Raw genomic sequence first — 23,354 nt, 5'->3', positions numbered from 1 at the left:
ATTTATTATAGTTATACTATATTTCTTATTATATAAATATAAATAGGTAAAAAATTGAAAAATTTTATTAAAAAACCGTTAAAAATAGCTTAATACTTGAAAAGGTCAAAAAAAGCAAATAAAATAAAATAAAAAAATAAGCAAAAAGTGTTAAAAAAAAATAAAAAATAAGTAAATAAAAATTATTTACTTGTAAATCATAGTTCCAATACCCTCTTTGGTAAAGATCTCAAGAAGCAATGTGTGCTTGATTCTACCATCCAAGATGTGTGCAGACTTGACTCCATTGTTCAATGCATCAACACAGGTTTCAATCTTAGGAATCATACCTCCGGAGATGATTCCCTCTTCAATAAGAGCAGGAATTTCATCCACATGGATTCTTTGAATCAATGTTGAAGGATCTTCTGGGTCTCTTAATACACCAGGAACATCAGTTAAAATTATTAACTTTTCTGCATCCATTTCACCAGCTATTGCACCAGCTACAGTGTCTGCATTAAGGTTCAAGGTAGTACCGTCTTGAGCGATTCCAATAGGGGAAACAACTGGAATGAAATCATTTTCAGTATACATTTCAAGTATTTCAGGATTGATTCTTTTGATTTCACCAACTAAACCTAAATCAATCTCTTCAATTTCACCGGTTTCCTCATCCTTTATCTTATGGATCTTTTTGCATGCTTCAATAAGCTTATTGTCCTTACCAGACAATCCAGCGCCTTTACCGTCATGCAAGCAGATTTGAGATACGATATCTGTGTTGATGTTACCTACAAGAACCATTTTAACAATGCTCATAGTTTCCTCATCAGTTACCCTTAATCCCTTGATGAATTTAGGTTCCTTACCTAACTTCTTCATGGATCTGGTAATTTCAGGGCCTCCTCCATGAACAACTATAGGTTGCATACCAACATATTTCAATAAGACAGTATCTCTTGCTGTGGAAGCCATTGCCTCATCATCCACCATAGCATGGCCTCCGTATTTAATCATGACCTTTTTATTGTAAAACTGTTTAATGTAAGGTAGAGCCTCTACCAAAATATTTACCCTTTCCATTTCAATCACATAAATAAATCAATAAGTATAAATTTTTTTAATTTTTAGAATTTCCAATTATTCTTAATTAAATATCAATTGTTAGATTTGTTTATAATAGTATATAAAAATATCATTGAAGAAGAAAATTATACTCAGTTAATAAGTTACGAAATCATTATAAAATTAATATAAGTTCGTAAATTTCAATTTAAAGAACATATTATATTTAAAATTAAAAAATAAAGTAATAAAATGCTTAAATTTAAATATATCCTATTTTAAATTAAAAATTAACTTGGTTTTAAAAGAAAATCAATTTATATTAAAAATAAACTATTTTTAACAAATAGTTTACTAAATAAAAGATTTATAGAAGTTTACAATTTTGGAAAAATTACTCTATAAAAAATCCAATTTTTAAAGCTAAGTAAAAAATAGGAGAAAAATTATGTTGAAAATAAATAAAAGCATTTTGATAATATGTCTTGTATCATTATTTTTAATAATCGGGCAAATATCTGCAAGCGATACCGATTTAATGGAAACAAGTGATACAGGCATGAATGATTTGAGGATAAATCAGAATACAAATGAAATATCCGATGATTCAAATATGAATCATCCCGAATCTAATACTGTAGAGAAAATAGATGATGAGATAGTTAATGAAAACGTTGATGAAATAATTGAAGAAGAGGAAAAGGACACAAACGGCGTTGTTATGGCAAATGACAATTACAGCTGTGGACCTGCATCTCTTGCCACTGTTTTAAATAAAAATGGACTTAATCTAAGCTTAAATGAAGTATCCAAGCAAACAAACACAAGCTTGAATGGAACAACTATGCAATCCTTAATCGATGCTGCAAAATACTATGGCTTCAGTGCATATGGAGTTGAAATTGATACTAAAAGTCTTAAGGAAAACCATATAATCCACCTAAACATCAATGGATGTGAGCATTGGACTGTCATAAATAAGTTAACAGACACACATGTCTTTTTAGCGGATTCTACCGAAGGAAACATGAATTTCACAATCGATGAGTTCAATTCATATTTTAGCAAAAAGGCAATTGTATTATCCAGGAATGACTCAATTGACCTAAAGGAAGAATTGATAGCAAGACAAATCAATATTCTAAGCAATGACCAATGCATGAAGGTTTCAGGCAAAGGATTGAAAAAGAAGATTGTTGGTTATAGGATAGTGTGGAAATACGGATTGATCCAAAAGTACGGTTGGGTTCTAAGGCCTAAGGTCGTTGGAGGCCATGTATCCTTTAGCCAATGGGTATATGTTAAAGGAAATCGTGCCGTTTGGGGAAAATACAAAGTCAAACAGCCGATCTATAAATACTATTATGTATCTGATGACGCTTTGACAAGCGCTAAAATCAGAAGATGATTGAATTTAAATGATCCAACTCAATGAACAAGAATTAATAAATAGAAAACATATATACAATATTAAGGAGGTTAAGTATGGATAGGAAAATTACAATAGTCATAATTGCAGTAATAGTTGCAGTAGTTGCCATTGGCGCTTATCTTGGATTTGCAAACAATTCCATTCCTGAAAGTTCCCAAATGACTGATCTCTTTGACTATTCAATTGAACCTACAACAAGCTGGAATGCAAATAAAAATGAGTATTCCTTTAGCCAACCAATTAGTTCTGTTAATGGAAAGGACTATAAGAACATAGAAATTAAGGTAAATTTCTATAAGGGAAATGATCTTTTAGGCAGCTATGACTCTAAAATAGACCAAACTAAAAATGGAAAGTTCAATCTTAATTTCACTAAAAAGCTTGAAGAGGAACCAGATGCATTCTATTATGACGTAGTAAATGCAACTGAAATCTAGATTAATTTTATCAATTAAAATTTTTAAAAAATAAATAAAATAATCTCACTTATTTATTTTATTTATTACTATTTTTTCTTTTTTTATAAAAAATATATTAGGATATGTAGATGCAAGAATGTGTCAATTAAAAAATAATGACAACATATCATTTAATTAAATATGACTAGTTTTAAATCAATGCGAAATAACAAAACATACCAAATAATTAATCATCTATTTAATTAAATTAAATGAAATTTAGTGACAGAATTTTCTTTTAATCAAAAATAAAAATTCAAAATAAATTACAAAAAGAGTCAATAATAATTTTAAAAAAAAGTTCTTAAAAATGAATTATAAAAAAAATAAAAAATAGAAGAAATAAATTCTTCTAAAAAAACTTCTTATTTTTTACGTCCGAAAGAGACTGTTGAAATCAATGTTAATAATGCTAAAACTACTAATGCAATTGGGTTACCAGCAGCAGGAACTACAGGAACAGATTTTTCTGTAACCGGATTTACAGGTTCAGGTTGTGGTTCTGGCTCTGGCTCAGGTTCCTCATTGATAGTAATTTGAATGGTTGTTTTGGATGGATTATAATAATCGTTTCCTAAATAATCAATAGTAGCTTCAGTACTCTCAGAAGGCAATTCCACACCTTTGAATGTTGCTTTACCGTCTTTTACTTCAGCTTTATATTCTTTTCCATTGACTTTGAGGACAGCAGTACCATTTTGTACAGGGTTACCGTTTTGATCAACGATTTCTGCAACAATGTCCACTTTATCTCCGGAACTTCCTGAAACATCATCACTTTCAGTAGTAGTGTTCAATGGCAATACAATTACTTCAGACTTATTATTTGCAGCATTGTAATGTTCATTTCCACTATATTGAATTGTTGAAGGATATGTGCCTGGAGCTCCGAGAGTGATTCCCTTGAATTCAGCTTTACCATCAATTACCTCTGCGGTGTATTCTTCTACAGCAGCCATCAATAATCCGGAACCAAGTTTATTATCATAATGAATAATAAATGTAGCAATTCCGCCAGTAATGTTTTTACCGTCTACGCCTGTAACATTTGCAATTACATCAACAACTGCACCAGTGTAGTTAATTACTTTGTCAACAGTGACAATCACATCAATTTTTTGAATAGTGATCTTAGAAGTGTTGGTAACAGACTCATGATTCTTATCAGTGACAGTAGTCAAAGTAACAGTGTATTCTCCAACTTCTAAAGTAGGAACATTAAGTGATAGGAGTAATACCATTACCAGTAATCTTATAAGTCACACTAGTAGCATTCACACTAGAAACCGCAACCTCAATAGATTCATTATAAACCTTAGTTACATCAGCAGCACTAACACTAGAAGACGCAGGAGTCACAAAAATCTTAGAAGTGTTGGTAACAGACTCATGATTCTTATCAGTAACAGTAGTCAAAGTAACAGAATACTCACCAACATCCAAAGGACCAGGAACAACAATAATACCATCCTCAGGAACAGTACCAGTTATCTCAACACCATAGTGATAGGAGTAATACCATTACCAGTAATCTTATAAGTCACACTAGTAGCATTCACACTAGAAACCGCAACCTCAATAGATTCATTATAAACCTTAGTAACATCCTCAGCACTAACACTAGAAGACGCAGAAGTCACAAAAATCTTAGAAGTATTAGTAACAGACTCATGATTCTTATCAGTAACAGTAGTCAAAGTAACAGAATACTCACCAACATCCAAAGGACCAGGAACACTAATGCTCTCACCAGGAGCAATAGTACCAGTGATAGGAGTAATACCATTACCAGTAATCTTATAAGTCACAACCAGTAATCTTATAAGTCACACTAGTAGCATTCACACTAGAAACCGCAACCTCAATAGGTTCATCATAAACCTTAGTAACATCCTCAGCACTAACACTAGAAGACGCAGGAGTCACAGTAATCTTAGAGGTATTAGTAGCAGTGTTATAATAAACATCGTCAACAACAGTTAGATAATGAACAGTATACTTACCAACATCTAAAGTAGGAATTGTAACAGTACCATTAGCAGGCACTTGAGTGTTCACAACTACCACTTCACCAGTACTATCATCAGTAATGTTATAGATTACAGCAGTAGCATTCTCACTAGCAACGGTTACCTCTATAGTTTCACCATATACTTTAGTGACATTAGTACCATTTACAGTGGAATTAGCTTTAGGAATTTCAAATGACATTACCTTAGAAGCAATTTCAGTGTAATAATCATCTTCTAAATGAATTGCTTTAGCTTTGTATTTTCCTGGGACTAATCCAAGATTGGTAAGATTAATATTTCCATAAATATCAGTTTTGCCAGTGACATTTTTAATAAAATTACCATTAGCGTCAGTGATAGTTACTGTAATATTTATTCCAGCTTCACGATCATCTTTGTAAACAAGTGTTCCATCTTCACTTTCATCAGCAGAAGCCACTGGAGTTACTTCAGAAGCACCAGTGTTCATTTTATCTTCAGCACCCCAATAGCTAACATCAGTTAATCTAACATTTGCATAAGCTTTGGTATAAATAGAATTTAAAAGATTATCATTACCTTTAAATACAGTGCTGATTGTTGCATCAAAGCCTTCCACTTTAGCACTTGCAGTAAGGGAAGCTGCTTTAGCTTGGTTTTCTAATAATTCAGTACTTGAAATATTTAAAGAACCGCTGTTATGATAAATAGCACTTCCATTAGTTGCATTGTTACCATTAAATGTAGACCCTGCAATTGACTGATTAGTTGTTGTGAGATAAATTGCACCACCATTAGTCTTAGCAAGGTTATCAATGAAGTTCACTTTCTCAAGGCTAGAATTAGATCCTGTAGAATAGATTGCTCCACCAGAACTAGCATTGTTTTTAGAGAAAGATGAATCAGCAATTGACATATTAATAGATTTAGTGGTGTAGATTGCTCCACCATTAGTCTTAGCAACATTATCAGTGAAATTCACATTCTTAATAGTGGCATTATTAGATGAAGAATAATAAATAGCACCACCAGTAGAATTAGCAGAATTCTCAGTAAAGTTACTATTCTCAATACTTCCATAATTAGATGAAGAATAATAAATAGCTCCACCAGAACTATTAGCTATATTATTAGAGAAAGATGAATCAACAATAGACTGATTATGAGCATTATTAGTATAGTAAATTGCTCCACCAGAAGTCTTAGCAGAATTCTCAGTAAAGTTCACATTCTCAATACTACCATTAGTAGATGTGTAATAACAGACTGCTCCACCAGAACTATTAGCTACATTACTTGAGAAAGATGAATCAACAATAGACTGATTATTACCTTTATAAAAGTGTACTGCACCACCATATTGTCTTGCATAATTATCAGTGAAATTCACATTCTCAATACTGCCATATTTACATGATGAATAACATATTGCTCCACCACCAGTATAAGCACCAGTTGAATTTGCTTCGTTTCCAGTAAATGATGCATCACTAATGGAGAGATTTTGAGCAGATGAGAAAAAGATTGCTCCACCTGAAGCATTAGCCCAATTCTCAGTGAAATTGCTTTTTTCAATAGTTACATTAGAACTAAGACCATAAATTCCTCCACCACCAATAGGGTATGATGAAATACCAGTAGCACCATTTTGATTAGCACTATTTTTAGAGAATAATGAATCAGTTATTGACTGATTACTAGCATCTTTAGTATAATAAACTGCTCCACCAACATTAGCGAAATTCTCAGTGAAATTCACATTCTCAAGTGTACCGTTAGTACTTCTCCAGAAAATTGCTCCACCACCATAAGATTGTGTAGGAGCACCTGGGGAATTACTACTAAGACCTTCAGCATTGTTCTTAGTGAAAGATGAATCCTTAATTGACTGATTTTTACTATTTTTATCAATATAAATTGCACCACCAGAACCTTTAACTGAATTCTCAGTAAAGTTACTGTTCACAATACGGGCATTACTAGAGTATGAGAAATAGATTGCACCACCACCAGCGCCTTCTCCATATCTGTTATCCACGTTTTGATAGAAATATGAATTTTCAATGGACTGATTATTGGCACTTTGATAATAGATTGCACCACCAGAATAACTGGCAGAATTCTTAGTAAAGTTACAATTATCAATTTTTCCATTAGCACCACTCCAATAAATTGCTCCACCTTGAGAAGTTGTACTTGAAGATGAACCAGAATCGGCACGCATTGCAACGTTATTTTCAAATCTAGTATTTGTAATTGTACCTTCCTTACTAGTCCAATAGACACCACCACCCATAAGAGCAGCATTGTCTTTAAAGGTACAATTGTCAATAGTAGAACCATCACTTCCACGAATGACATTTACGGTACCTCTAGCATAATAACCACCTATAGAAAACTCTTCGGTACAATTACCATTTATGAAAACAATATCTTTCAAAGAAATCTTGGACATAGCAACTAATGTTGCATTCAAATGATTTGCATCGAGTTTAAAACCTTTACCATCTATTGTTAAAGTCTTATTGATGAAAAGAGGTTTTTCATCATTTGACATTACATAATCTTTGTCCAATTCTATAACATCTCCATCACCAGCATTATCAATTAATGCTTGCAACTCTGTAAAGCTTCCAGGTTCTCCAGCAGTCAATAGCTCATTAGAATCAGTATCATCTATAGCGTTAGCACCTAACTGTTCAACATCGTTTGTCTCTTCAGATAAATCAAAATCTTCTTGATTTGCACTGATTATATCATCATTAACACTATCAGCAGCTGCAACAGCACTGATAGAAACTAATGCTAAAATAATCAATGATATAAACAAAACACGAGTTTTCAACTTATCCATTTTTCGTTCACCATATTTAATTTCTATATGAAATATCTTCCAAAAAAATAAATCAAGCTACAATTTATTTAGATGAAAAACACCCCAAAATTTCACCATATGTAACTTTTTTTAGAGAAAAAATTGTGCTCATTTTAATCAAAAAAAATCAAACATGATTTTTAAAGATAAAACAAATCACATCTTTAAATCATATAAAAAAAATTATTAGAAATCTTGTTATATTCCAATAACATCAATAAAATGTTTAATCTAAAATAGATTAAACCCCGTTACATATAATATTAATTAAGTTATACTTATATATAAATGTTATTATAAAAAAATGAATAAAATAATACGATTAATAAATTTTCAATGAAAATATTCAAAAAATATTTAAAAAAAAAATCAATTGACAATGAAAAAAGAAAAAATTGTGAAATAATAAATAGATGATTTGAAAAAAATGAAAAAAATTATAAATTCAATTTATCCACAATATGGATAAACTGATTTGCCTCTGTTTCCAAGCTATGATCAGGGTTTCCACGCATCTCAAATACAATAGCTGGAATTCCCCCTTCTTCTATAGGAATAGTAGAGTATTGGGGGCTTGAATAGCTCGCAGGTTCATAATAGATCACATAATTGATGGCTTGGGTTACATTGTTTGCAGCCTCATAAGCCACTGTATCATTGGAAACTGGAGCGAATATATAAGGATCCTGTACATAACCACCATTTGAAGCGTGAATGTCAATTACCAAATCATATCCATTCTTGAGCACATCTTTTACCACATAATCCTGTGCAAGCAATTGGCCATTCATTCTGCTTTCTTCAAAATCATCACTTTCTGCAGTTACATTGATCCTATAAACATAATATGAATAGTTCAAGTAATCTGAATTGTTTAAAAGACTGTCATATATTGCATCATGGGCATTGGATTCCCTTGGATGCTGTCCTAAGATGTATGCAACCTTTACAGAAGAATTCGCATTTCCATATGGCCCTTCAAGAGTAACAGTTCCTATGCTGTTCTTGCCTATTGTCTTTACGGACTTATCTGCAGAATCTGCAGAGTCTGCAGTAAATGAATTGATTAAATCAGTTGGAATAAATTTTAAAACCTGATTTAAAATAGGATAATTCTCAGATAAATCCTGCAATAAGCTGTCTTCATTAGTTGAATAATCATAGCAAAGAACGAAACCCTCTGCTAATATGACAATTAGAATGATTAAAAAATAGAGTAATTTTTTAGAAGGTTTTCTTGATTTTTTCTTTTGTGCATTGTCTTCATCAGCCATATAAACACCAAAAATAATTCATGAATATTTAAAAATCTTAAAACCTTTTAAAAACTTTTTTTAAGGAATGAATCCTTTTTTATATTTAATTTTAAATAAAATTTTGATATTTTGATATAAATTGATATGATTTTTAAGAAATTTAAAGGTAAAAACAAGCTGGAAAATTATTTTTTCCAGGTTTGTCTTACTCCTCTACCTTTTTTACTACCAGGCTTTTTGTAAGATCTTTTAGGTCTGGTTCTTTTATTGGTACCTTTTACTTTTGCCATTATATTATCCTCCTTTAATTTTGATGATAAGATTATCATAAGATTAATCTAAAATAAATAAAAATAAATTTTTCATATTGGAAATATGATAAAATTCTTTATAAAAATAGCTTTAATAATAAAACTTAATAAAATATTTATTTTCAATACATATAAACTTTACCCCTAAAAATTAGTAAAAATTTGCTAAAAATCCTATAAATGAGATTTAAGAATAGAATATAGGACATTTATAAAAATTATGAAAAAAGATTAAAAAATAATTAAAAAATAATAGAAAAAATAGTAAAAAAATTAAAAAAGAAAGAGGAAATTGAAAATAGAAAAAACTTAAGTTGTATACTCAGCATTGATCTTTACATAATCATAGGTGAGATCACAACCCCAAGCGGTTGCACTTGCATCACCTTGATACAAATCAACGACTATATTAACTGTCTTTTCCTGCATGATCTCTTCTGCTGAATTAAGCTCTTCAGTTCCGTCAAATGCAAGGATTTTACCTTTATCAACTAAAATGGCTTCCTTTCCATCATCGGAATTTACAGAAACTGAAATCATATCCTGATTCATTTCACAGCCGGAATATCCTACAGCTGCTACGATTCTTCCCCAGTTAGGGTCTCCACCAAAGATAGCTGATTTTACAAGGGAAGAGCTGATGACAGATTTTGAAGCTAAAATAGCATCATTCTCATCCTTAGCACCATTGACCTTACATTCAATGAATTTGGTTGCCCCTTCACCGTCACGAGCCATCATTTTAGCTAAGCTTATGCAAATGAAATCCAAGGCTTCCTGGAAATCCTCATTGATTTCACCATCTTTAGCCACTTCAACACCAGACTTTCCATTAGCCATCAATATTGCAGTGTCATTTGTACTTTGGTCTCCATCAACGACAATCATGTTGAAACTTCTGTTTACAGCAGATTTCAATGCCTTATTAATCATTTCAGAGGAGATTACAGCATCAGTTGCCAAGAAGCATAGCATGGTTCCCATGTTAGGTGCAATCATTCCCACACCTTTAGTGATACCTCCGATGGTTACCTTTTCACCATCAATTTCAGTCTCTACAGCAAACTCCTTATGATAAGTGTCAGTGGTCATTATGGACTTTGCAGCATCAGTTGAGCTTTCAGCACTGTGGTCCAATTTGGAAATTGACTCTTCAACCAAGGGCAAAATAATGTCCATAGGCATTTTCCTGCCGATTACTCCAGTTGATGCAGTAGCTATTTCACTTGATGGAATGCCAGTGATGCCTGATGCAAATTCAATGGTCCTATCGCAATCAGCTATACCTGCCTCACCTGTAAAGCAGTTTGCATTTCCACTGTTTACAACAACCAATGATATTTTACCGCCTTTAATCATTTCCTTAGTATGGATAATAGGTGCAGCTACAACCTTATTTGATGTGAAAACAGCTGAAGCAACACTGTCCTTAGATTCAATAATTGTAAGGCCATATTTGCCTTCACGACTTCCTGCTGCCCGAACACCTTCAACAGCACAGATTCCTCCTTCAATAACTTTAATGTTAGACATGATATCTCCTTTGGAATTATAAAAAAAATGAAAATTTTAAAAAATTATAAAAAACTTAAAAAAAATAAAATTAGAAAAAAATAGAGAAAAAGTTCTCTAATTAATAAATGCCAGTGGCAGTCGAAGCATTGAATGCAGTGACATTTTGGCCTGAGGTTACATTTTCATCAAACTCATAATATGAGATTTGAGTACCGTTTTCATCATGCAAGTCGTAACTGCTGTTTTCATATACAGTTATATTATCAGTTACATTCATATATTGCACTTCACCAGGATCAGGCTCACTTCCAACACCCATAATCATTGAAATGCCTAAAGCCAAACCACAAATGAAAGCAATTAATATTATCACTAGAACAAGTATCTGTCTAGGGCTTCTAGGCCTTCTTGACATAGAACTCTTAGACCAAATAGAACTTAATGAATTGCTTGGTTTTCTAGCATTAGATGAGTATCTGGAACCTCCGGAACCTCTAGGATTTCTAGCGGGACCTGAGTGTCTTGAACCTCTTGAACCTCTGGAGTTTCTAGAATTATTAGGAGTTCTAGTTTTCAAGACATTCTTGTTTTGCTGTTTTCTAGAATTCCCTCTTCTACCGATTGCCATTAATTTCACCACAAATTACATATTTAAGTCTTTAAAACTAAGACTACAAATTTCAAATTTCAACTGAATACTAAATAATTTTTAAGAATAAATTTTACCTAAATGTATAGTAAGCCACAAGCAATAAAACTAATAAAAGTCCATAAATGCCCATGCCCATTATAGCAAGCAAATATGATGCTACAAACATTACAATAAATGCAGTTATTAACTTACCTTTCTTATTTGTTAAGAATTCGCATAAGGTTCTTGTAAAGTCTGATGGAATGTAATATCCATACAAACCATTAGCCAAATCAAATATGACTAAAGACAATGCGCCGAATCCATGAATGCTCTCTGCAATGTTCGCACGTTCACCTGCTTCTCTTCTGCTTCTGCCTATTCCAATCTTGACTTTAGCACCGTTATTCAATATAAACCATGCACAATCAAGGCCTGCACGAATAGCTACATCCTTACTTGGGAATTTTGCTATCAAGTCATCTCCACCTTCACGGTATCCCTCGATTTGACCCTCACAATCTTCCATGAACTCCTTGACGCTTGTCATCAATTCCACAAGCTTGTTTCTTCCATGCTTGGAAATGAAGTTTGTAGAGTCAACAATATCAATGAACAGGTATTGCTGGAACTCAGGAGGTTCGGATTCAGCCAATTTGAATGGAGTGTCCAATACAAGTGCATACTCACCACCTAATTTAGTGAATGCAACACCTGGAGAATCTCCAACTTCCTTATTGAACTTAATGGATCTTTCAATAGCTGCAGCACCAGTCATACCAGCAGCAGCTCTTACTTTGATTCCATTATCCAAACCAATGCCCACCAATCTTATAGCCACTCTGATTGCATCGTTTTTAGACATCAATCGTGAAACGATTTCGGTTTCGCTTCTTTCGATAATTTCTCCATTTTCTCTTAAAATAATGTCAGTGAAAAGATTAATAATATAAGAAGGTTCTGAAAGCTCCACATACATATAACGGTCACTACCCATTATGATATTGCTTACAAGAGCATATTCTTCAACCTTATCTTGAGCAGGAAGTAATTCATAAAAGCTATGATTTTCTGGAATGTTTTCACGGCCAACATCTCTAACCAAGTTGGTAAAAATACTTTCTGTTGTGATATGTGCCTTATCGATCTCCATTAACATGGTTTGAGTGTAATTGAACATGTCCACATATTCAGTTTCCAATGGAGTGGTAGGGAAGTATTTAGTACCTATGCTTATGATTTCATGTTTTGTTACTAATGAAACAAGCTTTCTTATAATACTATGTTCAGCCATATTTTACCTCCTATTAGTTTTTAAATATTAATAAATTAAGTATGAATCGTAAATTTCAAAATCGTTAATTAGAAATAAGATCCATTAGATAGGACCTTTTAAAATATTAATTGAAAGATTAGGTATTTAATCCTTATCTTTCTTTTTCTTGGAATTCTTTTCCAAATAGATCTCAAACTCACCTGGCTTTTCAAGAATCATATTAGGCTTGACTGAAACGAATGGGAACTTCCAGGAACCTAATCTGCCTGCAATTGTACTTGCAATGTTTCTTGAATTCTTCTTAATGAATACCTCATCATAGGTGTTTGTTTGGATTTCAATGTTATATGGAGGATTGTCCTCCACCTCATCAGTCAAGACGATGTTCAATCCAAAGTAACCTGGCTTGATGAACAAGTCATTTCTAACTGCGATAAGTGGCTTGTGAACCAATCTCAATCTGTCCGCTACAGTTACTGAAATGTTACCTGCATCCTTTACAGCTGCCTTATAGTCTTTTGGATGAACAAGAACAAAGATCACATATGGGACTGATGTTTCAACATCATCCACCATTTCCATAACCTTGTCAAACATTGGCAATTTAGAGAATATTCCTTCTATTTTTGAGGAAACGTTATCCTGTTCAGACTCATCAAGCAAGAGAATAGCTTGCTTTGCAACATTCAATGGAGTGAATTTGGTTGTCTCCTTTCCTTTGTAGACTACCCAACGTTTTCTTTCAAGTTCATTCAATATTTCATCACAGATGTTCTGCAAGAGATTCTTGACTTTTTTAGGTTTTTTGGCTTTTCCCATTACCAATTCATTGTCTTGAATTGAAAATGGAATCCTTATGCTGTTGATGTCTGGGAATTCAGACATGAAATCCCTGAACTTGTCATTGGACAATACCTTTGCATCCTCTTCATAAGCCAAATCAAGAATGTAATGGTCTGCAATGGTTCCTACAGGAACCTCATCAATGATTCCATCATTAACCAATCTGACAAAAGTTTCCTTATCATCTATATTATGACGCAAGGAAGCATCTGCTATGATTAAAAAGTCATGACCTTCTTCTTCCAATGCCTTTACGGCTAAGGTAATGTTTTTTAATTTAGCTTTAGAGCCTTCCTCTTTATGAAAATGCGCAACATTTGCTGCATCAATAATAACTTTCAAGATATCACCCTTTAAAAGTTTTTTTAAAAAATTTTATTTAAAAATTTTATTTAATTATAATTTTTCTATGAATGATTTTAATTCTCGCCATTAATTAAATCTGTCAATCTAAATACTTAAAATATTAAAATTTTTTTATTTAATATGAATCTATTTATTAATATGATTCTAATTTTAATATTTTAGTATTAAATTTTTATACTATAAATATATATCAGTAATAATATATTTAAATCTTTTTAAGACAAGAATAATAATTTAAAAATCCTAAAGAAAAAATAGATGAAAAAACAACAGGGATACACAAAAAACTTTTGAACACTACAACAAAAACCACGAAAAAAAGAAAAAAATACACAATAATACACAAAAACCACGAAAAAAAGAAAAAAATACACAATAATACACAAAAAACCACTAAAAAAGATAACAAAAATAGAAAAATAAAAAAATAAAGAAAAAAGAATTATTTGGATTGAGCAGCTTCAGCCGCTTTTAATTCTTTTTTAGATCTTCTTACAAGATCCCTTAAAGCATTTGAAACATTTGGAGGAACAGATCCCTCTTCCTTGTTCAAGATTACTTCAGAAATAATGTTAGAAAGAACGAAAATTGCATGTTTGTGCTCTGCTTTTGTTCTGTGAATATGATGAGGACTTATATTCAAAGCAAGGTAATCGTCAAAGAACTCATGAGCAGAGTTATCAGTGTCTAAATATTTTAAAACATATACTAAAAATTGATGTAATTGAATCATTTCATCCTTATACATATAATACCTTTCCTATATTTTAAAATTGTAAAAATAAATTATGGATTTAAATTAAATCTAATTATTTAACTAAATCATTAAACACATAACAAACATAAAAATAAGCTATAAAATATTAATTCACTACAAATACCAAGAGACTTATATCATCTTTTGGGATTTAAACAACTAACAACAAAATCCCCATATAAACCTCAATAATGAACTACCTAAATTACATACTCAAATTTATTTTTGTTAATAGTACTTTAAACACAATTGTATTTAAAATTTATGTTTAACTATATAAATTTTTATATTTAATTCTTTGTATCAAAAATATATAAATCTTTTTGTTGAATTGGATTCAAAACAAAATATTTTCAAAAATTTTTAGATTATTTCCTATTAAAAATTCTGAAAAATAGACAAACTAATACTTAACTAAATTAAATAAATAAATTTTTTAAACAGTTTAAAATATTGAAAAATCTTAAGCATGCGAAAAATGGGCAAACAGCACTAGAAATAAACTGAAAAAAACTGAAAAATAGACAAAAAATAAAAGAATTTAATAATATTATTAATAATGTATATAAAATATAAAAAATATATTTAATTATGTTATAAATTATGCACCAATATATCATAAGATAAAATGCATAAAAACAACCAAAAAAATGAAAAGAAATTATAATTATATTAATTTTTTTTATTTTATTTAGCAAGAGTGGTAGAATGGAAATTCTAAAATATGATAAGGAAACTGCAAATGATTTAATCAAAAGATCACAGGCAGATATCAGTGAAGTCCTGAATATAGTTTCAGACATATTGAAAGATGTTAAGGAAAACAAGGATGAAGCTGTAAAAAGATACACTGCAAAGTTTGATAAGGCAGAATTGGATGATTTGCAGGTTTCAGAAGATGAAATCAAAGAAGCTTACGATAATTTGGATGAAAATCTTATTGAAGCGCTTAAAAGAGCATCTGCAAACATTGAAAAATTCCATAAGGCTCAAATTCCAGAAGAATGGTTTATGGAAGTGAACACTGGAATTACTGCTGGACAGATTATTAGGCCAATCAATAATGTTGGCTGTTACATTCCAGGAGGAAGAGCTGCTTATCCTTCTTCCATTTTAATGGAAGTGATTCCTGCAAAAATAGCAGGAGTGGAAAGAATCATTTGCTGCACTCCTCCAGGAGCTGATGGAAAAATCATGGATGCTATATTAGTGGCTGCAGACTTGGCTGGAGCAGACGAAATCTACAAATGCGGTGGAGCTCAAGCTATTGCAGCAATGGCTTATGGAACTGAGTCAATTGAAAAGGTTGAAAAGATAGTGGGTCCTGGAAACGTATTTGTTACCGGAGCCAAAAAGCTTGTTTACGGGGATGTTGATATAGAATTCCCGGCAGGCCCTTCTGAAGTGTTGATCTTGTGTGACAATACTGCAATTCCAGAGTATCTTGCTCATGACTTCCTATCTCAAGCAGAGCATGACCCTAATGCATCATGCTTCTTGGTAACTGATGATGAGGAAATAGCTGACAATGCAAAAGATTTGATTGAGGAATTTGCAAAAGAAGCACAAAGACGTGAAATCATTGAAGAATCCTTAGAAAAGCATGGGCACATAATCCTTTGTGAAAATATGGAGGATGCTATTGACTTTACTAATACCTATGCTCCTGAGCATTTAATCATAAGCACAGCAGATGACAAGGCAGTTCTAGATAAAATTAAAAATGCAGGATCCATTTTCCTAGGCAAATATTCCCCAGTTGCTGCTGGAGATTACGGTTCTGGAACAAACCATGTTTTGCCAACTGGTGGTGGAGCTAAAATGTATTCCGGCCTTTCAACTGAAGCATTCCTTAAGAAACCTACTGTTCAGACCCTTACAAGGGAAGGAATCGAGGAACTTTCTAAAACAGTTATCCCAATAGCTGAATATGAAGGCTTCTACGCACATGCAAATTCAGTGAAAGTGAGATTGAATAAAAAATAATGCTAAAAAAACTAAGTTTAAATAAATTAAAAAAATAATATAATTATTATAATTACAGCAATTATTAATTAGATTAATTAAAAAAATTAATTTTAATAAAGCAATTAAAACTAATTAAAACTTAAACTAATTAAAACAATTTAATAATTACTAATGTTTATTATTAATTGAAAAATAAAAAAATTAATTTGTAAATATAATCGAGGCGATTAACGTGGATTATTTATTAGGCGACTTAAGAAGAACTCATTATTCAAAAGACGTAAACCCAGATATCAGTGGGGAAGAAGTCCTTATTATGGGTTGGGTACATGAAATAAGAGATTTAGGTGGAATCATCTTTGTAATCATTAGAGACAGAGAGGGATTAGTGCAAATAACTGCACCAAGTAAAAAGGTAGATGCAAGCATCTTAGATGATTTAAGAGCACTCAGAAAAGAATCTGTAGTGGCTATTAAAGGTACAGTGCAAGATGCAGGAAAAGCACCAAATGGTGTAGAAATCATTCCAGCTGAAGTCATTATCCTTAACCCTGCTAAACAGCCATTGCCAATGGACCCTACCGAAAAGGTAAAGGCTGAAATCGATACCAGATTAAACTCAAGATTCTTGGATTTAAGAAAAGCAAATGTCAGCTCTATCTTCAAGATAAAAGCTAACATGTTCAAAACCGTTCGTGACTATTTCTACGAACAGGGCATGATTGAAATCAACACTCCTAAGCTTGTAGCTTCCGCTACTGAAGGAGGAACTGAACTTTTCCCAATCACTTACTTTGAAAAAGAGGCATTCCTCGGCCAATCTCCACAATTATACAAACAGATGATGATGGGTGCTGGATTTGACAAAGTATTTGAAATCGGCCAAATCTTCAGAGCTGAAGAGCACGACACCTTAAGACACTTGAACGAAGCTGTCTCCATTGACTGTGAAATCTCATTTGCAGATGATGTTGATGTAATGAAAGTATTGGATGGAATGATCACTGCAGTTCTCAAATCAACTAAGGAAAACTGTGCAAAAGAATTGGAAATTTTGGAATACGACTTAAGCGCTATTCCTGAAGGACCATTCCCAGAAGTCAAATACGACGATGCTGTAGACATAATCAATTCTAAAGGAATCGATATGGAATGGGGAGAAGACTTATCCAGAGAAGCTGAAAAAGCTTTAGGAGATACTCAAGAAGGTTTCTACTTCTTAACCGATTGGCCATCAGCTATCAAACCATTCTATGCAATGCCTTACGAAGACACTCCAGAAATCAGTCATGCTTTCGACTTGATGTACAAAAACCTTGAAATCTCATCAGGTTCCACAAGGGTTCACCAATACGACCTTTTAGTGAAACAAATGGTTGAAAGAGACTTAAACCCAGACGGATTCGGAAGCTACTTGAAAGCATTCGAATATGGTATGGCTCCTCACGCTGGTTGGGGTGTAGGTGCTGACAGATTAGCTATGGTATTAACCGGTGTTGAGAACATTAGGGAAACTGTACTCTTCCCAAGAGACAGACACAGATTAACTCCATAAGTTAATGGAAATTAATAAAATATTAATTAAAATAAAAATTAATTGAAAAAGAATAAGTAAGGAATTAACTTGATTTTCCTTATTTATTTTACTTATTTAAAATTAAAAGAACTATTTTTATACTTATTTTACTTATTTTAAACTAACTATTTTAAAACGAAAACTTTAATAAAATGAATTCAAGGTAATAATATGCAGGAATATAAGGTAGCGATTATAGGGGGAGGGCCAGCAGGAATGATGGCTGCAATAAAAGCAGCGCAAATCTTAGGCCCAAAAACTGTATGCATAATAGAAAAGAATGATAGCTTAGGCAAAAAGCTTCTTATGACAGGTGGAGGACGATGCAACATTGCAAATGATACTCCAATCCATGATCAATTGAACTATTACAATAAGAACAAGAACTTCCTTAAACATGCATTATACACATTGCCTCAAGATAAATTACTTGAAATATTTGAAGAGAAAGACCTTGAATTCCATGTAGAGGACAAAAAGAGAATCTTCCCAGACAGTGAAGATGCACAGGATATCTTAGACATTTTGGAAGAATATCTTGAAGAATTGGAAGTGGATATACATACCAATTGTCCAATCAATATATCATTAAATGCATCAAAGATTGTAGTATCTACAGGGGGCATCACATACCCATCTACAGGGTCCACTGGAGATGGATATAGAATAGCTTCAAGGATGAATCATACCATTACTGACATCAAGCCAGGACTTGTTTCATTCAATGTAGATGACTTCCTGCTTAGAAGCCTAAGCGGACTCACATTAAGTGATGTTGAGCTTTCATTCAAGGACAAGAAGAAAAAAATTAGTGTTAGAGGGGATGCATTGATCAGTCACTTTGGATTGACTGGTCCTGCAGTGATTGACTTAAGCAATTTATTGATTGAAAAGTCCAAGTTCACTATCCTAGATGACAATTTAAATCAAAAGGATGATGATGAAATTGATAGTCTTGAACTTTTTACAAATAAAATCAGCATTGACTTCACTCCAGACATGACTGAAGAGGAGATAAAGGAGCAAATCACAAAAGATACACCGGATAATGGTAAGATATCCATTAAAAATTATATGAAAAAGTTCCTACCAACTAACTTCATTGATTACTTCCTGATGAAAATCAATATCAGCCCAAGCAAGACCATGGCTAACATCACTAAAAAGGACAAGAACAAGATAGCTGAAAACCTTAAGAGACATCCTATTGAAATAGAGTCATTGGAGATGGATCTTGCAAAGGTCACCATTGGTGGAGTCAAGTCTAAAGAGATTGATTCCAAAACACTTCAATCTAGATTTGTGGATGGATTGTACTTTGCAGGAGAGGTTCTTGAAATGGCTGGACCAACTGGAGGATATAACTTGCAGATAGCATTTGCAACAGGTTACTTGGCTGGTCAGGAAGCTGCAAACAGTTTAAAATAAATCATTGATTTTTTTCTTTTATTTCTATTTTAATTTTTAAAAAGAGTTTTTCTATTTTTTATTTATTTTGATTTTTTAAAAAGAGTGATTCTATTTTTTATTTATTTTATTTTTTAAAAATAAACAATATTGAAATTAAAAAAAGATAATATAACAATTGTTAAAAATGAAAAAATTTAAAAAAATATAATTGTATAAATTATTAAAATTTATACAATACTTTCAAATCCTTTTGTTGCGAGTAAACGTGCAAAGGAACCTTTTGGAGTCATAACAATATTACCTTTGTTATACTCATCCATAGCTGCTTTTACCATTGTTTGTTTTTTATCTGGATCTTTTGCAGCATTGGAAAGAGCTTTAACCAATACCATTACTGCATCTGCCCTATTCATGGTTCCAGTTACACCACCATTGCCTTTATATCCGTTGTAATTGTCGTTTTCACGGATAATGTCAGTTGCACTAAGGTTAGTTACTTCACCGTCAACTTCAAGAGGTCTTACGGAATCTATAATATTATCTAATCCTTCATCATAGATAAGAACAACAGCATCGATTTTAGTTCCGTTACGGTACTCTACAATCTCTTTTGCATATTGCATACCCTCTTCTACACCATTCCATAGACAATCGTGGAACCGCATATTTCCTTTCAGATTTCCAGGAGCAGGTTGTGTTGGGTGCACCATTCCACCAGGATAGAATGGATCATAGCTCTTTAAGTGTCCATTTTCTAAACGAACAATGAATGCCATATCACATCCACCATTTGGCTGCTCGTACTTGTCAGCTGCCAAAACTAAAATAGTCTTGTTTTCTGCAGCTAAATCCGGACCTCCTATGAAAAAGGTCCCTATAACTATTAATAACCAAATAAGAATAATAGAAAGAATTGCTATAATTAGTTTTTGTTTTCGCCTCATAATATTCCTTCCTTAAAAAAATAATTATAATTTTTTATATCATTATAATATTTAGAGTTTTATATTTATAAATGTATTTATAATATAATAATTTTAAGAAAAAAAGTAATTGAAAAATAATATAAAAAAGTAAAATAAAAAAAGAAAAAATATTGGTGAAATCACTCTATCTTATCGCTCCATAGACTGAATTCCTTGATTTGAGGGGGAATTCCCTGATTTCCGCAAGATTCAAGCCATCCCTCACTTGAGGTGAATTCTTCATCATAATCTGCAGAGTTTACAAAGTCTATCAAACCTTGATTCCTTATCAATACATCCCTTGGCTTAAGGGTGGATGACCAAATGTAAAATACCTTGAAAACAGTGTCTGGATGGTAACCGCCACCTAAATCTATAGATAGCACATCACATCGGTCAATTGATTTAGCTACCTGCTCCAAGGTTTCATGAAGCCTTACATCACCGCTTATGAATGTGAAATTATCATTGTATCTTGAAAGCCTATCCATAGGTTCAATGGCTTCAGGACTGTTGTCTATGCTTATCAAACGTCCTGTAGTCAATTTATACAATATTATTTCACTTGATTTTCCTACATGAGCACCTAATTCAACAACATTGTCTGTCTTTTCCAAAACTTCCCTTAAATGTTGCCTATAGACTTTCATGTCATAACTGAGCTTTATCACTTATATCACCCCATTGATTAATCATGACTCATTATACAGATTCCTTCAGTATCCATCTTATAGAATTCAAATTCATTATAGTATTTCGCTTCCAACTTAAGCTTTTGATCTTCATTTGCTATAGCAAATACAGTGTTTCCCAACATTGCCATTGAACTTCCAAGTACCTTTCCATGCAATTCATGGACAATCTGCAATAGCTCATCATTGATTAGATGTGTCTTCTTTGCAAATTTCAATGAGGCATTCATGAATTTCTTGATTGTTTCCTCTTCATTGAATTCACTGTCAACAGCTACATTGAACTTATTCTTGAATTTTGATCCAATGACTATTCCATCATCTTTCTTATTGAACTCTTCGCCTATTTCCAATCCAACTTGTGTAATTATCTTCTTATGCTTTGGGTCCTCTATGATTGAAGCAGTTGATATCTCTCCCAATGATTTGGTTATTACATAGAAATCTGATTTCAAGACTTCAAAAACTCCAAATCCTGTTTTTTCATGAGGAACGATTGATTTTGCTTCACCATATCCGGGAGCACCTGGTTTTGTTCTGAGAACTATTCCTTTTGAAAGCTCTCCAATCACATCCCCAAGGCCAGTTCCAAGCTCCACTTCTGCCAAATGGGCATACTTGCCACATTCCTCTATAGAGAGTCCTAAATCAAAGTGCTCATTTATGCAAATGGCAGTGCCAATAGCTGATGAAGCGGATGTTCCAAAACCGCATCCTATTGGAACCTGAATTGTTTGCTTTATAAGGACATTATCCATATCAAACTCAATGTCCTTTTCCATAAGCTCTATTGTCTTTAGAATAATTACCTCATTGTATTCATCTTTCTTTCCATTTATCAGAATAGAGAACTCATCATTTTCATCCATTTCAGTAATTACACCCTTATCCAAAAGCACTCCTGCACCTAAAGACCCTTTCAACAATGGGTCTTCATTATCAAGAATGCTGAAGAAACCAGTGATATGAGATGGAACAAATACGGAAATCATTTTAACACTTCTAGTTTAAAATTAATATAAAATTAATCAATAATTAACTTAAAATTAAATAATAAGTTTATAAATTATAAGAATATAAATATTAAACATTAAATATATAATTCTATTTAATTAATATAAATTAGATTTTTAACATTTATAAAAGTTTATAATTATAAAATATTCAAAATAAAAATAAAAATTATATTTATAATTATAATTATTTTACTCGAAGGAGAGATATTATTGAATTATAAAAGAATTGATTTACATATGCACAGCTTATTCAGTGATGGAGAGCTTTTGCCATCTGAACTTGCAAGAAGAGCACTTGTACTTGGACATGAAGCAATAGCTATTACTGACCATGTCGATTATTCAAACATCAACACCATCCCTGAAATCAGCGCTGCAATTGATGACATAAACAATAACTGGGACATTACAGTTGTTTTAGGTGCTGAAATCACTCACGCTCCTGTTGAATCCATTCCAGACCTTGCAGATAAGGCTCGTGAATTAGGTGCAAAGATTGTTGTTGTTCATGGTGAAACATTGAATGAACCTGTTGTGGAAGGAACTAACTTTGCTGCAGTAAACTGTAAGGAAATCGATATCTTAGGTCACCCTGGTTTAATCACAAAAGAAGAGGCAGAACTTGCTAAAAAGAATGATGTCGCTTTGGAAATCAGTGCAAGAAAAGGCCACTGCTTAGGAAACGGTCATGTGGCAAACATTGCAAGAGAAGTTGGAAATGATCTCCTAATCGATACAGACACTCATTCTCCTGACAATTTAATCACTTTTGAAAGAGCATTTGAAATAGGATTAGGGGCTGGAATGACAGAAGAAGAAGTTATGAAAGCTACTGTTGAAAATCCTAGAAAAATCTTAAAAAGAAATGGAATAAACCTTTAGTTATTCCATTCATTACTTTTTTTTACTTATTAAAAAATTAAATAAAATTAAATAAAAATAATCTTTTTTTAAAAAATAGTGTTTAAT

At 32.3% G+C, this 23,354-nt stretch carries 20 protein-coding genes; 6 read left to right on the top strand and 14 right to left on the bottom strand.

Annotation, left to right across the window (positions count from 1 at the left end; all coding sequences use genetic code 11):
* Positions 1-186 precede the first annotated feature (186 nt).
* The gene (gene argB, locus QZU90_RS00355; RefSeq protein WP_296854741.1) at positions 187-1,065 is read right to left on the bottom strand and encodes an acetylglutamate kinase; all 879 of its coding nucleotides are present in this window, start codon (positions 1,063-1,065) and stop codon (positions 187-189) included.
* Positions 1,066-1,495: 430 nt separating this feature from the next.
* On the opposite strand from argB, the gene QZU90_RS00350 reads away from it, so the two are divergent.
* Together QZU90_RS00350 and QZU90_RS00345 are read left to right on the top strand one after the other, a co-directional pair.
* Positions 1,496-2,455: a cysteine peptidase family C39 domain-containing protein gene (locus QZU90_RS00350; RefSeq protein WP_296854739.1), complete on the top strand. Its 960-nt coding sequence runs from the start codon at positions 1,496-1,498 to the stop codon at positions 2,453-2,455.
* 77 nt (positions 2,456-2,532) lie between these two features.
* A complete protein-coding gene (locus tag QZU90_RS00345) occupies positions 2,533-2,916 on the top strand; it encodes a hypothetical protein (protein ID WP_296854738.1) in 384 nt (127 codons plus the stop codon).
* A 386-nt stretch (positions 2,917-3,302) separates the two neighbouring features.
* Here the strand turns inward: QZU90_RS00345 and QZU90_RS00340 are convergent, their stop codons facing one another.
* The 10 genes from QZU90_RS00340 to QZU90_RS00295 form a co-directional block, all read right to left on the bottom strand.
* Complete coding sequence (locus QZU90_RS00340) at positions 3,303-4,178, bottom strand: hypothetical protein (RefSeq protein ID WP_296854737.1); 876 nt, start codon at positions 4,176-4,178, stop codon at positions 3,303-3,305.
* Positions 4,156-4,380: a hypothetical protein gene (locus tag QZU90_RS00335; protein ID WP_296854736.1), complete on the bottom strand. Its 225-nt coding sequence runs from the start codon at positions 4,378-4,380 to the stop codon at positions 4,156-4,158. Before QZU90_RS00335 ends, QZU90_RS00340 begins: the two co-directional genes overlap by 23 nt.
* A 44-nt stretch (positions 4,381-4,424) precedes the next feature.
* Positions 4,425-4,745, bottom strand: a complete 321-nt coding sequence (locus QZU90_RS00330; RefSeq protein WP_296854735.1) for a hypothetical protein — start codon at positions 4,743-4,745, stop codon at positions 4,425-4,427.
* The gene (locus tag QZU90_RS00325; protein ID WP_296854734.1) at positions 4,735-7,782 is read right to left on the bottom strand and encodes a right-handed parallel beta-helix repeat-containing protein; all 3,048 of its coding nucleotides are present in this window, start codon (positions 7,780-7,782) and stop codon (positions 4,735-4,737) included. The genes QZU90_RS00330 and QZU90_RS00325 overlap by 11 nt, the downstream gene beginning before the upstream one ends.
* A 458-nt stretch (positions 7,783-8,240) precedes the next feature.
* Entirely contained in the window at positions 8,241-9,077 is an 837-nt protein-coding gene (locus QZU90_RS00320; RefSeq protein ID WP_296854733.1) for a hypothetical protein, read from the bottom strand.
* 602 nt (positions 9,078-9,679) lie between these two features.
* A complete protein-coding gene (gene argJ / locus QZU90_RS00315; protein ID WP_296854731.1) occupies positions 9,680-10,903 on the bottom strand; it encodes a bifunctional ornithine acetyltransferase/N-acetylglutamate synthase in 1,224 nt (407 codons plus the stop codon).
* A gap of 100 nt (positions 10,904-11,003) precedes the next feature.
* Positions 11,004-11,513 carry a hypothetical protein gene (locus tag QZU90_RS00310; RefSeq protein ID WP_296854725.1) on the bottom strand — a complete coding sequence of 170 codons (510 nt, stop codon included), beginning with the start codon at positions 11,511-11,513 and terminating at the stop codon, positions 11,004-11,006.
* A 94-nt stretch (positions 11,514-11,607) separates the two neighbouring features.
* Entirely contained in the window at positions 11,608-12,810 is a 1,203-nt protein-coding gene (locus QZU90_RS00305) for a hypothetical protein (protein WP_296854723.1), read from the bottom strand.
* Positions 12,811-12,936: 126 nt separating this feature from the next.
* Positions 12,937-13,977: a Zc3h12a-like ribonuclease gene (locus QZU90_RS00300; protein WP_296854721.1), complete on the bottom strand. Its 1,041-nt coding sequence runs from the start codon at positions 13,975-13,977 to the stop codon at positions 12,937-12,939.
* A 466-nt stretch (positions 13,978-14,443) separates the two neighbouring features.
* On the bottom strand, positions 14,444-14,749 hold the full coding sequence (locus tag QZU90_RS00295) for a UPF0058 family protein (protein WP_292779248.1): 306 nt from the start codon (positions 14,747-14,749) through the stop codon (positions 14,444-14,446).
* A 717-nt stretch (positions 14,750-15,466) separates the two neighbouring features.
* Between QZU90_RS00295 and hisD the strand changes: the two genes are divergently transcribed.
* The 3 genes from hisD (at position 15,467) to QZU90_RS00280 (ending at position 19,730) form a co-directional block, all read left to right on the top strand.
* Entirely contained in the window at positions 15,467-16,744 is a 1,278-nt protein-coding gene (hisD, locus tag QZU90_RS00290; RefSeq protein ID WP_296854719.1) for a histidinol dehydrogenase, read from the top strand.
* 214 nt (positions 16,745-16,958) lie between these two features.
* Positions 16,959-18,281, top strand: a complete 1,323-nt coding sequence (gene aspS / locus QZU90_RS00285) for an aspartate--tRNA(Asn) ligase (RefSeq protein ID WP_295605747.1) — start codon at positions 16,959-16,961, stop codon at positions 18,279-18,281.
* Between the two features lie 192 nt (positions 18,282-18,473).
* Entirely contained in the window at positions 18,474-19,730 is a 1,257-nt protein-coding gene (locus QZU90_RS00280) for an NAD(P)/FAD-dependent oxidoreductase (RefSeq protein ID WP_296854717.1), read from the top strand.
* 209 nt (positions 19,731-19,939) lie between these two features.
* Here QZU90_RS00280 and QZU90_RS00275 read toward each other — a convergent pair whose 3' ends face one another.
* The 3 genes from QZU90_RS00275 to QZU90_RS00265 form a co-directional block, all read right to left on the bottom strand.
* Entirely contained in the window at positions 19,940-20,656 is a 717-nt protein-coding gene (locus QZU90_RS00275) for a DUF4012 domain-containing protein (RefSeq protein WP_295605743.1), read from the bottom strand.
* A gap of 161 nt (positions 20,657-20,817) precedes the next feature.
* Positions 20,818-21,348, bottom strand: coding sequence for a class I SAM-dependent methyltransferase (locus tag QZU90_RS00270; protein ID WP_295605741.1), 531 nt, complete (start codon positions 21,346-21,348; stop codon positions 20,818-20,820).
* Positions 21,349-21,365: 17 nt separating this feature from the next.
* Positions 21,366-22,361, bottom strand: coding sequence for a pantoate kinase (locus QZU90_RS00265; protein ID WP_296854715.1), 996 nt, complete (start codon positions 22,359-22,361; stop codon positions 21,366-21,368).
* A 234-nt stretch (positions 22,362-22,595) separates the two neighbouring features.
* Between QZU90_RS00265 and QZU90_RS00260 the strand changes: the two genes are divergently transcribed.
* Positions 22,596-23,267 carry a histidinol phosphate phosphatase domain-containing protein gene (locus QZU90_RS00260; RefSeq protein WP_296854713.1) on the top strand — a complete coding sequence of 224 codons (672 nt, stop codon included), beginning with the start codon at positions 22,596-22,598 and terminating at the stop codon, positions 23,265-23,267.
* The last annotated feature ends 87 nt before the right edge of the window (positions 23,268-23,354 follow it).

Origin of the sequence: uncultured Methanobrevibacter sp., assembly GCF_902784195.1 — an archaeon.
In the GTDB taxonomy this organism is placed as follows: domain Archaea; phylum Methanobacteriota; class Methanobacteria; order Methanobacteriales; family Methanobacteriaceae; genus Methanobrevibacter.
Note: the sequence above shows the minus strand (reverse complement) of the source record. Positions and strands in the feature narration are given on the sequence as shown.